This is a genomic window from Pantoea wallisii (assembly GCF_002095485.1).
Taxonomy (GTDB): Bacteria; Pseudomonadota; Gammaproteobacteria; order Enterobacterales; family Enterobacteriaceae; genus Pantoea; species Pantoea wallisii.
The window spans coordinates 14,104-28,244 of record NZ_MLFS01000021.1; the positions used below are offsets into that span (position 1 = coordinate 14,104).

Genomic DNA, 14,141 nt, shown 5'->3' on the forward strand with positions numbered 1-14,141 from the left:
GTCCGGCATCTGCGGAGGCCGGACCGTTCATCGCCTTAGCTGGACGGAGTTCCGTCATCTACGCGCTCGGATTGCCTATGAAAATTGTCATCGCACCGGATTCATACAAAGAGAGTTTGTCTGCCCTGGAAGTGGCGGACGCGATTGAAGCAGGATTCCGCGAGATCTTTCCTGCTGCCGACTACGTAAAGATACCGGTTGCTGATGGCGGTGAAGGCACGGTAGAGGCGATGGTGGCAGCCACCCAGGGCAGCATCGTCAGGCTGACGGTCACCGGGCCGCTGGGTAAACCGGTTGACGCCTTTTACGGTTTATCAGGCGATCGGCATACCGCATTTATCGAAATGGCGGCCGCCAGCGGGCTGGAGCTGGTGCCGGCGGCACAGCGCGATCCGCGGGTAACAACCTCCTATGGCACCGGTGAGCTGATCGCGAATGCGCTCGATCGCGGTGTTAAACACATCATTATTGGTATCGGCGGCAGCGCAACGAATGATGGCGGTTCAGGTATGGTGCAGGCGCTGGGCGCACAGTTGCTGGATGCACAAAACCGTGAGATTGGCCACGGCGGCGGCGCGTTACCGCAGCTGGCCCGCATTGATATCACTGAGCTGGATCCGCGGCTTAGACAGTGCCGCATTGAAGTGGCCTGTGATGTCACCAATCCGCTGCTGGGTGAGAAGGGTGCCTCAGCGATTTTTGGGCCGCAGAAAGGGGCAACGCCGGAGCTGGTACAGCAGCTGGATGATGCGCTGGCGCACTACGCCGGTATTATTCAGCGCGATCTGGATATCGACGTGCTGCACATTGCCGGTGGCGGCGCAGCGGGCGGCATGGGCGCGGCGCTGCATGCGTTTTGCCAGGCAGAGCTGCGGCGCGGCATTGAGATTGTGACTGAAGCGCTCGGGCTGGCGGATCAGGTGAAAGATGCTGACCTGGTGATCACCGGCGAAGGGCGTATCGACAGTCAGAGTATCAACGGTAAAGTGCCGATTGGCGTCGCCCAGGTGGCGAAGCAGTTTAACAAGCCGGTAATTGGGATTGCCGGCAGCCTGACGGCCGATGTCGGTGTAGTGCATGCGCACGGGCTGGATGCGGTTTACAGCGTGTTATTCGGTATCTGTACGCTGGATGAGGCGCTGGCCCAGGCCGCACAGAATGTGCGCCTGACGGCAAGAAATGTCGCTGCCACGATTAAGGTTGGGCAGGGGTTGTAGCCAGGTCGCCATGAGTGGCGACCCTGTGAAAAACTCGTGCGGTTAATGGCGCGCCGGAAGCTCTTCAGGGTCAGCATTCATGCTGACCTTATTACACACCGCACGCCCTCAACCCGCCAGCAGCTTGCGTGCCTCGCGCGCCACATTCGCCATCTCATCGCTCAGCTCCAGCAGCTCCGGCTCCAGCGCCTCGATATCACTCTCCTGATGCAAACTCTTCTCCAGCTGCTGACAAAGCTGCTTCAGACGCGGCACGCCGCTGTAGCTGGCGCTGCCGTGCAGCTTATGAATAATCTCGCGCAGCCCGTTCACATCGTTAGCCGCCATGCACTCCGCCACGCGCTGCTCCACCTCCGGCAGGAAATCCAGCAGCATCCGGAGCAGATCGCGCGCCAGATCCGGTTTATTCGCCGCCTGACGCAGCGCCAGGTCCCAGTCGAGTGAGGGCGCAATCCCGGGCTGCAGCGGCGGTGCGCTGGCAAGATTCGGCGCATAGCGCTGAAGCAGCTGGCTCAGTTTAGCTTCATCAATCGGCTTAGCCAGATAGTCGTTCATGCCGGCGGCAATCAGCTGCTCGCGCTCGCCATCCAGCGCATGGGCGGTTACCGCCACAATCGGCGTACTGGCATGCAGGGGCAGGCCGCGGATGATTTCACTGGCGCGGATTCCATCGATATCCGGCATCTGGATATCCATCAGAATCACATCCAGCTTATGCAGCCGCGCTTCGCGAATCGCCTGCTCCGCGTTATCGCACAACACAATATTCTGCACCTGCTCCTCCAGCAGGCGCCGATCAGCTTCAGATTGGCCGGGTTATCATCCACTGCCATCACCGTCAGCGGCTGGCGCGCGCTGCGCGGCAGGGTTGCGGGGTGGCGCATGTTCAGATCCAGCAGCATCGGCAGCAGGCGCGTCAGCGAAACCGGTTTGGCCAGGCAGCCCGCAATACCGCGTGCGCGCAGATCATCGGCGAACAGCATCATTTCACTCGGCAGCGCCAGCAGCACCGAATCCGCATGGCTGCGCAGGCGCGTAATCAGCGCATCCGGCAAGGTGGCCGGGTGCGGGTCGTTCACCGGCAGGCCCAGCAGCAGTAGCGGGAAGCGCGTGGCGGGCAGATCGTCAATGCTGGCGTAATGCTGCACCTGCAGCGGCGTTATGCTCAGCATCTCCTGCACCGCTTTCGCCACGGCCGGATGCGGTTCGATATAGGCCAACTGCGTGGCGTGCAGATCGTCCAGCACGCGTGGAATGGCCGGCGCGTTGGGATTGAGATCCAGATGCACATGCACCCAGAAGGTGGAGCCGTGATCCTGACGACTGTGGAAGGCGATCTCACCGCCCATCTCCTGGACCAGCTTCTGGGTAATGACTAAACCGAGGCCGGTGCCGCCGTGACGGCGCGTAATGCTGGCATCCGCCTGGCGAAATGCCTGGAACAGCTGTGACTGCTGCTGCTCAGAGATGCCAATGCCGGTGTCGTGCACCTGGATCTCCAGCTCTACGCGCGTGGCGTTCAGGCTGCGCAGCTCAACGCGCAGATCAATGTGGCCGCGCTCGGTGAACTTGATGGCATTGCCGATCAGGTTAATCAAAATCTGCTGCAGGCGCAGCGGATCGCCAATCACGTTATCCGGCACCTGCTTCTCCAGGCATACGGTGATCTCCAGCCCCTTATCGTGCGCGGAGGGCGCCAGCAGGACCAGGGTCTCATCCAGCGTGGCGCGCAGCGGGAAGGGGATCGACTCCAGCACCAGCTTGCCCGCTTCCAGCTTAGAGAAGTCGAGCACGTCGTTGATGATGCTGAGCAAATTGTTAGCCGAACGCTCAATGGTGCTCATGTAGTCGCGCTGGTTGGTACTCAGCCCGGTTTTCAGCATCTGCCGGGTAAAGCCAATCACGCCATTAAGCGGGGTACGCAACTCGTGCGACATATTGGCGAGGAACTCCGATTTAATACGCGCCGCCTCCTGCGCGCGCTTCTTCGCCAGATCCAGTTCAACGTTCTGAATCTCCAGCTGCTCCAGCGTTTCGCGCAGGTCGTAGGTGGCCTGATCGATATTCTGCTGCATCTCTTCGTGATAGGCGGTCAGCGACATCGCCATCGCGTTGATGCCGTTCTTCAGGATGCTCAGTTCACCGAGCATATAGCCATCCACGCGGCTGTCGAGCTGGCCGCGGCGGATGCGATCCACCGTGGAGACCATATTGCGAATCGGACCGGTCACATCGCGCATCAGGCGATAGGCAAACAGCATAGCGATACATAAACAGAACAGCAGCAGCAGCGTGGCGACGAACACCTCTTTGTACTGCTCCAGCCGCACCGACTGCAGATCCAGTTCAATTGCCACATAGCCCAGCGGATTACCGGCCGGTTTGGCATCTTCACCCGGCAGCTCATCCACTGAGTAGCGCTCAGAGATAATTGGCGTGCGCAATACCATAAGGTTGCCGTGCCGCTCCATGGAGACGCCATCCTGCAGCGTAGAGATATCGTCTTTCTGTAACAGCGCGAGGTTTTGATTGTTATTCGACGTCACGTAGGTGTGATTATTGTTGTCGAAAATAGTGATGGCACGGACAATATCGGAATGACGCCGGTGCAGCAGACTCACCAGTTCACGAATTGCATCGCGGTTGTGCCAGGTCATGCTGTACTCACTGGAGACCGCCAGCGGTTCGATAATATTGGCGCCGGCATCCTGAACCTGATGCTGGAGTTCGTTATAGCGGTGCACCACGAAAAAGGTGCTGAGCAGCAGACCAATCATCAGCGTCGGCGCCAGTATCAAAATCATCATTCGCGCCCGCAGGCTATATTTCGTCATAATTGTGGCCTGGCGACTCCTGGCATTTTATCCCTGTGTGCACGCCGCGTACGGTTGCACACTCCGTTAATATCGAGAATTTATAACACTATGGCGCAATTTTACTCCGCAAAACAGCGTGTGACGACTAAGCAGCGGATCACCGTCACGATAGAAGACCTTGATCCCTTTGGACAGGGCGTGGCGCGCCATAATGGCAAAACCGTGTTTGTCAGCGGCGCGCTGCCCGGTGAACAGGCCGAAATAACCGTGACGGAAGATAAACGGCAGTTTGCGCGTGCGAAAGCGAAAACCATCACCCAGCCCAGCCCGCAGCGGGAGACGCCGCGCTGCGTACACTTTGGCGTGTGCGGTGGCTGTCAGCAGCAGCACGCTGCGGTGGCGCTGCAGCAGGAGAGTAAAGCGCGTGCGCTGAGCCGCATGCTGAGCCGCGAGGCGCCGCTGCCGGTGCGCGTTGACGAGATCATCAGCGGCAGTCCTTGGGGCTATCGCCGCCGCGCGCGGCTGGGCTTGCAGTGGCACCCCAAACAGCAGCGTCTGCTGATGGGGTTCCGGCAGGCGGCCAGTAACGATCTGGTTGAACTGAAGCAGTGCCCCGTTTTGGTGCCCGAGCTTGAAGCGCTGCTGCAACCGCTGCACCACTGCCTGAGCAGCCTGAACGCGGTTAAACGGCTGGGGCATGTTGAGCTGGTGCTGGCCGATAACGGTCCGCTGCTGGTGCTGCGCCATCTTGATGCGCTCTCAGCAGCCGATCGCGCAAAACTGGAACGCTTTTCGCATGAGCACCGGCTGATGACCTTCCTGGCCGACGGCAGCGAGACGCTGCAGGCACTGCAGGCGACCGAACCCTTCTACCATTCGTTTGATCTACAGCTCACGTTCAGCCCGCAGGATTTTATCCAGGTGAATGATGGCGTGAATCAGCAGATGGTGGCGAAAGCGATCGCCTGGCTGGATCTGCAGCCCGACGATCGCGTGCTTGATCTGTTCTGCGGCATGGGCAACTTCACATTGCCTGTAGGAAAGTGCGTACAAAATGCGGTGGGTGTGGAGGGTGTAGCAGCATTAGTGCGTCAGGCAGAGTATAATGCTCAGCTTAACAATCTCAGAAATGTCTGCTTCTTCCAGCACAACTTAGAGGAAGATGTCTCGCGCCAGCCATGGGCGGCGCAGGGATTTAATAAAGTGTTACTGGACCCGGCACGGGCCGGGGCTGCGGGCGTAATGTCGCATATCGTTAAACTTGCGCCAGAACGCGTGGTCTATGTGTCCTGTAACCCAACAACACTTGCTCGTGACAGTCAGACATTTCTGTCAGCGGGCTACCACTTGGAAAGGGTCGCGATGCTGGATATGTTCCCACATACCAGCCATCTCGAATCCATGGTGCTGTTTAGCAAAACATAAGCGGCGTTTAAGTCGCTATGGCAGGAGAGGATATGGTTGCGGTTAGAAGTGCGCACTTAAATACGGCGGGGGAGTTTGCCCTTGACCAGTGGATCGCCAGCTTAAGTATCAACAATCCGCAGTCGTGTGAGCGTCTGGCGGAAACATGGCGCTACTGTGAAACCGAAACGCACGACCATCCTGAACAAGCTCTGCTGCTATGGCGCGGTATTGAGATGGTAGAGATCCTCACCATGCTCAGTATGGATATTGATAGCCTGCGGGCTGCGCTGCTGTTCCCGCTTGCTCACGCTGAAGTGGTGAGCGAAGAGGCGCTGGAGCAATCCTTCGGTAAAGGCATTGTGTCGCTGGTGCACGGTGTGCGCGACATGGACGCCATTCGTCAGCTGAAGGCGATTCACAACGACTCCATGGCCTCTGAGCAGGTGGATAACGTTCGCCGTATGCTGCTGGCGATGGTGGAGGATTTCCGCTGCGTGGTGATCAAGCTGGCAGAGCGCATCGCTCACCTGCGCGAGATGAAAGACGCGCCGGAAGATGAGCGCGTACTGGCGGCCAAAGAGAGCACCAACATCTATGCGCCACTGGCTAACCGCCTGGGTATCGGCCAGCTCAAATGGGAGCTGGAAGATTACTGCTTCCGCTATCTGCATCCGGACGAATACAAACGCATCGCCAAACTGCTGCATGAAAGACGTATCGATCGTGAGCAATATATCGAGAACTTCGTCGACAACCTGCGTAAAGAGATGCAGAAAGAGGGCGTACGCGCGGAAGTGTATGGCCGTCCGAAACATATCTACAGTATCTGGCGCAAGATGCAGAAAAAGTCGCTGGCGTTTGATGAGCTGTTTGACGTGCGCGCAGTGCGTATCGTGGCCGAGCGTCTGCAGGATTGCTACGGCGCGCTCGGAACGGTGCATACGCTCTATCGCCACCTGCCAAGCGAGTTCGACGACTACGTTGCCAATCCCAAACCAAACGGTTATCAGTCGATTCACACCGTGGTGCTGGGCCCGGAAGGGAAGACGGTCGAGATCCAGATTCGTACCCGCCAGATGCACGAAGACGCCGAGCTGGGTGTGGCGGCGCACTGGAAATACAAAGAGGGGCCAACCTCCGGCAACGCACGCGGCTCAGCCGGTCACGAAGAGCGCATTGCATGGCTGCGTAAGCTGATCACCTGGCAGGAGGAGATGGCGGACTCCGGCGAACTGCTGGAGGAGGTGCGCAGCCAGGTCTTTGATGACCGCGTCTATGTGTTTACGCCGAAAGGCGACGTGGTGGACTTGCCTGCCGGCTCAACGCCGCTCGACTTTGCCTACCATATTCACAGTGATATTGGTCATCGCTGTATTGGCGCGAAAATTGGCGGCCGCATTGTGCCGTTTACCTATCAGTTGCAGATGGGTGATCAGATTGAAGTGATCACGCAGAAGCAGCCGAACCCGAGCCGTGACTGGCTGAACCCGAATCTTGGTTACATTACCACCAGCCGCGGCCGCTCGAAGATTCAGGCCTGGTTCCGCAAACAGGATCGTGACAAGAACATCGTTGCCGGCCGGCAGATCCTCGATAACGAGCTTAGCCAGCTGGATATCAGCATGCGCGAGGCCGAGAAGATTCTGCTGCCACGCTACAACGTCAGTTCGCAGGATGAGCTGCTGGCGATGATTGGCGGCGGCGATATTCGTCTCAATCAGATGGTCAACTTCCTGCAGGCGAAGCTCAACAAGCCAAGCGCCGAAGAGGAAGATCGCGAAGCGTTGCGCCAGCTGACGGCAAAATCCCATCACGCTTCCTCGGCGCGTAAAGAGAGCGGGCGCGTGGTGGTGGAGGGCGTCGGCAATCTGCTGCACCACATTGCGCGCTGCTGCCAGCCGATTCCGGGCGATGATATTGTTGGTTTTATCACTCAGGGGCGCGGTATCTCGATCCACCGTGCCGACTGCGATCAGCTCAGCGAACTGATCTCCCATGCGCCGGAGCGTATTGTGGATGCCGTGTGGGGCGAAAGTTACTCCAGCGGCTATTCGCTGGTGGTGCGCGTCACCGCCAACGATCGCAGCGGTTTGCTGCGTGATATCACTACTATTCTGGCAAACGAGAAGGTTAACGTGCTGGGCGTCTCCAGCCGCAGCGATACCAAAAAGCAGCTGGCGACCATCGATATGGATATTGAGATCTACAATCAGCAGGTGCTGGGCCGCGTGCTGGCGCGACTCAATCAGGTACCGGATATTATCGACGCGCGCCGTTTGCACTGATTTTGCCAGGTCATCATAATCTCAGGGTCGCCATTTATGGCGACCTTTCCATTTTTATTACCATAAGGATCCTTCATGACTGCCCTCAACCGCCTGCTCACCATCATGCAAACCCTGCGCGATCCGGAGCGCGGTTGCCCGTGGGATCGCGAGCAGACCTTCACCTCCATCGCGCCTTATACGCTGGAAGAGACCTATGAAGTGCTGGACGCTATCCAGCGCGAAGACTTTGACGATCTGCGCGGTGAGCTCGGCGATCTGCTGTTTCAGGTGGTGTTCTATGCGCAGATGGCTGATGAGCAGCAGCGTTTTAATTTTGACGACATCTGCAATGCGATCAGCGACAAGCTGGAGCGCCGCCATCCGCATATTTTTGGGGATAGTCAGGCAGATTCGACTGATGAGGTGCTGAAAAACTGGGAAGCGATTAAACAGCGCGAGCGTTTGGCAAAATCGCAGCACTCGGTGCTGGATGACATCCCAAAGGCGCTGCCTGCGCTGATGCGCGCGCACAAAATTCAGAAGCGCTGCAAGACGGTGGGCTTTGACTGGGACAGCCTTGGGCCGGTGCTGGGCAAGGTGCATGAGGAGATCGATGAAGTGATGCACGAAGCGCAGCAGGCGGTGGTTGATCCCGTGAAGCTGGAGGAGGAGATTGGCGATCTGCTGTTTGCCACGGTGAACCTCTCACGGCATCTGGGCAGTAAAGCGGAAACCGCGCTGCAGAAAGCCAACGATAAATTTGAGCGTCGCTTCCGTCAGGTAGAAGCGCTGATCGGCGCGCAGGGGCTGGAGATGCAGGCGGCCACGCTGGAGCAGATGGAAGCCGCCTGGCAGCAGGTGAAACTGAACGAGAACAAGCACTAAGCAGAATCTGCTCGTTATTCCAGCGCTGTGCATAAAATCGCCGCTTGCGCTTACTCGATTCAGCCAGGCGGCAAGTTTGTGACGTACATCAACATTTCCCGGCGTCCTATCCAGTATGTTACGGACTGCAATGCGCGGGAGGATGGTGTGATTCATCAATTGTGGCTGCGGACGACTTCGGGTATACTGCTTTCCCGTCCTGGTTATTCCACCGTCTTTAAACCTAAACTCTCAGGTTCAGCATGACAACGAATTATATTTTTGTGACCGGCGGGGTCGTTTCCTCTCTGGGCAAAGGCATTGCCGCAGCCTCCCTCGCAGCCATCCTTGAAGCACGTGGTCTGAATGTGACCATCATGAAACTCGATCCGTATATCAACGTCGATCCGGGTACCATGAGCCCAACGCAGCACGGTGAAGTGTTTGTTACCGATGATGGGGCCGAGACCGATCTGGATTTAGGTCACTACGAGCGCTTCATCCGTACCAAAATGTCGCGCCGCAACAACTTCACTACCGGTCGTATCTACTCAGAAGTGCTGCGCAAAGAGCGTCGCGGTGACTATCTGGGTGCCACGATTCAGGTTATCCCACACATCACCAACGCCATTAAAGAGCGCATCATTGAAGGTGGCGAAGGTCATGACGTCGTGCTGGTGGAGATCGGCGGAACCGTGGGCGATATCGAATCCCTGCCGTTCCTTGAAGCCATCCGCCAGATGGCGGTCGATGTGGGCCGTGAGCACACCATGTATATGCACCTGACGCTGGTGCCCTATATGGCGGCAGCCGGTGAGGTGAAGACCAAACCTACGCAGCACTCGGTAAAAGAGCTGCTGTCGATCGGTATTCAGCCTGATGTGCTGATCTGCCGTTCTGACCGCGCCGTACCGGCCAACGAACGCGCCAAAATCGCGCTGTTCTGTAACGTGCCGGAAAAAGCGGTTATCTCACTGAAAGATGTCGATTCCATCTACAAAATCCCTGGCCTGCTGAAGTCGCAGGGCCTGGATGACTACATCTGCAAGCGTTTCAATCTGAACGCACCGGAAGCCAACCTGGCGGAGTGGGAGCAGGTGATTTACGAAGAGGCCAATCCGGGCGGCGAAGTGACCATCGGTATGGTCGGCAAATATGTCGAACTGCCGGATGCGTACAAATCCGTGATTGAAGCGCTGAAGCACGGCGGCCTGAAAAATCGCGTGACCGTTAACATCAAGCTGATCGACTCGCAGGATGTTGAGACGCGCGGCGTCGAAATCCTGAAAGATCTGGATGCTATCCTGATTCCAGGTGGTTTTGGTTACCGTGGTGTGGAAGGCAAGTTGATGACTGCGCAGTATGCGCGTGAAAACAACATCCCTTACCTGGGTATCTGCCTCGGCATGCAGATTGCGTTGATGGAGTTTGCGCGCAACGTGGCCGGGATGCAGGACGCCAACTCAACCGAATTTGTGCCAGACTGTAAATACCCGGTGGTTGCGCTGATCACCGAGTGGCGCGATGAGAACGGTAACGTTGAACAGCGTACCGAGCAGAGCGATCTGGGCGGCACCATGCGCCTGGGCAGCCAGCAGTGCCAGCTGACTCCGGAAAGCAAGGTGCGTCAGCTGTACGGTTCTGACGTGATTACTGAGCGTCACCGTCATCGTTATGAAGTAAACAATCTGCTGCTGAAGCCGATTGAAGCGGCGGGTCTGCACATTGCAGGCCGTTCCGGTGACGACCAGCTGGTGGAGATCATTGAGATCCCGAACCATCCGTGGTTCGTAGCCTGTCAGTTCCACCCGGAATTCACGTCGACCCCGCGTGATGGTCATCCGCTGTTTGCCGGCTTTGTGAAGGCCGCGCAGGAGCACCAGAAGCGTTTAGCGAAGTAAAAGTTTAACGAACAGCGCGCGAACTTTTCGCGCGTTGTTTGTCTTAGGATTGACTAACTTGTACTGAGGAAAATCGAATGTCCAAAATCGTTAAAGTCATCGGTCGCGAAATCATCGACTCCCGTGGCAACCCGACTGTAGAAGCAGAAGTGCATCTGGAAGGCGGTTTCGTTGGTCTGGCAGCTGCGCCATCAGGTGCATCTACCGGTTCCCGCGAAGCACTGGAGCTGCGTGACGGTGATAAGTCTCGCTTCCTGGGCAAAGGCGTAACCAAAGCGGTTGCGGCGGTTAACGGCCCAATCGCTGACGCGGTAAAAGGCAAAGATGCCAAAGACCAGGCGAACATTGATAAGATCATGATCGAGCTGGACGGTACTGACAACAAATCCAACTTCGGTGCAAACGCCATTCTGGCTGTTTCTCTGGCAGCGGCGAAAGCAGCAGCAGCCTCTAAAGGTCTGCCACTGTATGCACACATCGCTGAACTGAACGGCACCCCGGCAAATACTCTATGCCGCTGCCAATGATGAACATCATCAACGGTGGTGAGCACGCGGATAACAACGTTGATATCCAGGAGTTCATGATTCAGCCAGTTGGTGCGAAAAACGTGAAAGAAGCCATCCGTATGGGTTCTGAAGTTTTCCACAACCTGGCTAAAGTGCTGAAAGCCAAAGGCATGAGCACGGCTGTCGGTGACGAAGGTGGCTACGCGCCAAACCTGGGCTCTAACGCCGAAGCGCTGGCTGTTATCGCTGAAGCGGTAAAAGCAGCAGGCTACGAGCTGGGCAAAGACATCACCCTGGCGATGGACTGCGCAGCGTCTGAATTCTACAAAGATGGCAAATATGTGCTGGCGGGCGAAGGCAACAAAGCGTTCACCTCTGAAGAGTTCACGCACTTCCTGGAAGATCTGACCAAACAGTACCCAATCGTCTCTATCGAAGATGGTCTGGACGAGTCTGACTGGAACGGCTTCGCTTACCAGACTAAAGTGCTGGGCGACAAAATCCAGCTGGTGGGTGACGACCTGTTCGTAACCAACACCAAAATCCTGAAAGAGGGTATCGATAAAGGCATCGCTAACTCTATCCTGATCAAATTCAACCAGATCGGTTCTCTGACCGAAACCCTGGCGGCGATCAAGATGGCGAAGGATGCAGGTTACACCGCGGTGATTTCACACCGTTCAGGTGAAACTGAAGATGCTACCATCGCTGACCTGGCGGTAGGTACTGCAGCTGGCCAGATCAAAACCGGTTCAATGAGCCGTTCTGACCGTGTTGCTAAGTACAACCAGCTGATTCGTATCGAAGAAGCGCTGGGCGACAAAGCACCGTTCAACGGTCTGAAAGAAGTAAAAGGCCAGGCGTAATCGCCTGCTGATGCTGCCGCACGGCGGCATCGCCACCCTCAAAGCCCCGCTCCGGCGGGGCTTTTGCTTTTTATGGCACGATGCAGCTGTGTCGCCGCGTGCAAAATCTGCCATAATCTGCGCCTCGAATTTCTGACGTGAGTGAAAAATGTTCTACCCGATTAACGAAATGTTCCAGACGCTGCAGGGCGAAGGGTTTTATACCGGCGTGCCGGCCATCTTTATCCGCTTACAGGGATGTCCGGTGGGGTGTAGCTGGTGTGATACCAAACATACCTGGGAAAAGCATGCGGATCGGGAGACATCGCTGGGCGATATTCTGGTTAAAACCGTCGAGAGTGACGCCTGGGGCAGCGCCGATGCCGCCACGCTGATCGAGACTATCCAGCGTCAGGGCTGGACCGCGCGCCATATCGTGATCACCGGCGGCGAGCCGGCGATTTTTGACCTGCGCCCGCTTACGGATGCGCTGGAAGCAGGCGGTTTTCAGTGCCAGATTGAGACCAGCGGCACGCATGAGGTGCACTGCTCGGCCGCGACCTGGGTGACGGTTTCACCGAAAGTGAACATGCGGGGTGGCTACGATGTGCTGCCACAGGCGCTGCAGCGGGCGGATGAGATCAAACATCCGGTGGCGCGTGAGCGTGACGTAGAAGCGCTGGATGCGTTGCTGGCCGGCCTGGGCGATGAGAAAAAGCGTATCGTGGCACTGCAGCCCATCAGCCGTGGCGATGCGGCAACAAAACTGTGTATTGAGACCTGCATTGCCCGCAACTGGCGCCTGTCGATGCAGACGCATAAGTATTTGAATATCGCCTGATACCCGGTGCGCATTAATGCGCGCCCTACAAAAAATCACACCCGTACCGTAGGGTCGCCATTAATGGCGACCTTGTTCATTACCGCACTGGCGCAACTCTGCCGTTTACTGCTTCGCTTTATAGGCATCGAACGCCTGTTTAATCTCCGCTTTGGCTTTAGCGGCATCTTCAAAACCGTTCAGCTCCACCTTCTTGCGCCCATCCGGCAACTGCTTATACACACGGAAAAACGCTTCCAGACGCTGCTGCTCAACCTTCGGCAGATCGCGCATCTCTTTGATATCGTCGTAAGTCGGATCAATTTTGCTGGCGGGCACAGCGACAATCTTATCGTCCACCTCGCCGCCATCGATCATCTTCAGCACGCCAATCGGCCGCAGTTTAATCAGTGTTCCCGGCTGTAATGGCGCGCGGGTATAGAAAATCACATCCAGCGGATCGTTATCACCGCCCAGCGACTGGGTCAGTGAGCCGTAGTTAGCCGGATAGGCTACCGGCATGGACTGGAAACGATCGGCGACAATAAAGCCGGTTTTAGCGTCGGTCTCATATTTGATCATGCCACCCGCCGGAATTTCCGTTACTGCATAAAACTCATCCGGCATACTCTCCGGCTGAGGGAAATCCAGCACGTTTTCCGCCTGAACGGCAGCAGAGGCAGTGATAAAAACAGCAAGCAGAGAGAGGCGTTTCACGAAGTTCATTGTTGATTCTCTTGATCTTTAATGAAGGAGACAACAACGTAGAGGGGATGTGTTACAGCGAGATGAATTAGCTGCATTAAATGGTTCAATGGTAGATACAGGCAGTCACAATGATTTGGATGTCGAGGGCCAAGAATTCCACGTTGCAGGAAGGCGGCAACCGCGTTCATCCCCGGGAGCTTACATCAGTAAGTGACCGGGGTGGACAAGGGCGGCCAACGCACCTGCAGCGCGGAAGATGAAGGTCTCAACCCTTATAAACGCAGCCTGCTGTACAGGTCTCTTTAATCATCACCGCGCTCAACTCGGGCAGCAGCGGCTTCATCTGATCCCAGATCCACTTCGCCAGGACTTCGCTGGTCGGGTTATCCAGACCGGGGATATCATTCAGATAGTGGTGATCAAGGCGATCGTAAATCGGCATAAACGCCGCCTTCAGTTCGGCAAAATCCATTACCCAACCGGTGTGCGCATCCACTTCACCGGTAATTTCCAGCCGCACCAAAAACGAATGACCGTGCAGGCGGCCGCATTTGTGCCCTTCAGGCACGTGAGGTAAGCGGTGGGCCGCTTCAAACTGGAACTCTTTAAACAGCGTGGTAGACATAATGGCCTCAGACGAAAAAACCGCTGAAGTCTACCTGAATTGCAGATTTTTCGCACCCGCCAGCCGCGAAAAGGGCATTTTACGCGCGTGACGGCAGGAACAGCTAAATTAACTGATTGAATCAGTTCACCTTTATTTACCACTTTTGCAGGTTAACTTTAT

General features: G+C 56.7%; 8 protein-coding genes and 2 pseudogenes. 7 read left to right on the forward strand and 3 right to left on the reverse strand.

The features are described 5' to 3' along the window. Positions 1 to 77: 77 nt before the first annotated feature. Positions 78 to 1,217, forward strand: a complete 1,140-nt coding sequence (locus HA48_RS09585) for a glycerate kinase (protein WP_128600939.1) — start codon at positions 78 to 80, stop codon at positions 1,215 to 1,217. Positions 1,218 to 1,325: 108 nt separating this feature from the next. Here the strand turns inward: HA48_RS09585 and barA are convergent. After that, positions 1,326 to 4,051, reverse strand: a pseudogene (barA, locus tag HA48_RS09590) (two-component sensor histidine kinase BarA). 90 nt (positions 4,052 to 4,141) lie between these two features. Between barA and rlmD the strand changes: the two are divergent. From rlmD to queE, 6 genes and pseudogenes are all read left to right on the forward strand, one after another. Continuing rightward, positions 4,142 to 5,458 carry a 23S rRNA (uracil(1939)-C(5))-methyltransferase RlmD gene (rlmD, locus tag HA48_RS09595; protein ID WP_128600941.1) on the forward strand — a complete coding sequence of 439 codons (1,317 nt, stop codon included), beginning with the start codon at positions 4,142 to 4,144 and terminating at the stop codon, positions 5,456 to 5,458. A 32-nt stretch (positions 5,459 to 5,490) separates the two neighbouring features. Then, a complete protein-coding gene (gene relA / locus HA48_RS09600) occupies positions 5,491 to 7,725 on the forward strand; it encodes a GTP diphosphokinase (RefSeq protein ID WP_128600945.1) in 2,235 nt (744 codons plus the stop codon). 75 nt (positions 7,726 to 7,800) lie between these two features. Beyond that, a complete protein-coding gene (gene mazG, locus HA48_RS09605) occupies positions 7,801 to 8,592 on the forward strand; it encodes a nucleoside triphosphate pyrophosphohydrolase (RefSeq protein ID WP_128600948.1) in 792 nt (263 codons plus the stop codon). A gap of 242 nt (positions 8,593 to 8,834) precedes the next feature. Next, positions 8,835 to 10,472, forward strand: coding sequence for a glutamine hydrolyzing CTP synthase (pyrG, locus tag HA48_RS09610; protein WP_128600950.1), 1,638 nt, complete (start codon positions 8,835 to 8,837; stop codon positions 10,470 to 10,472). A gap of 77 nt (positions 10,473 to 10,549) precedes the next feature. Beyond that, positions 10,550 to 11,847, forward strand: a pseudogene (gene eno, locus HA48_RS09615) (phosphopyruvate hydratase). A gap of 148 nt (positions 11,848 to 11,995) precedes the next feature. Then, a complete protein-coding gene (queE, locus tag HA48_RS09620; protein ID WP_128600952.1) occupies positions 11,996 to 12,667 on the forward strand; it encodes a 7-carboxy-7-deazaguanine synthase QueE in 672 nt (223 codons plus the stop codon). Between the two features lie 105 nt (positions 12,668 to 12,772). Here queE and HA48_RS09625 read toward each other — a convergent pair whose 3' ends face one another. Together HA48_RS09625 and queD are read right to left on the reverse strand one after the other, a co-directional pair. Next, a complete protein-coding gene (locus HA48_RS09625) occupies positions 12,773 to 13,372 on the reverse strand; it encodes an inorganic diphosphatase (protein ID WP_128600954.1) in 600 nt (199 codons plus the stop codon). A gap of 247 nt (positions 13,373 to 13,619) precedes the next feature. Further along, the gene (gene queD / locus HA48_RS09630) at positions 13,620 to 13,979 is read right to left on the reverse strand and encodes a 6-carboxytetrahydropterin synthase QueD (protein WP_128600957.1); all 360 of its coding nucleotides are present in this window, start codon (positions 13,977 to 13,979) and stop codon (positions 13,620 to 13,622) included. Positions 13,980 to 14,141: the final 162 nt, after the last annotated feature.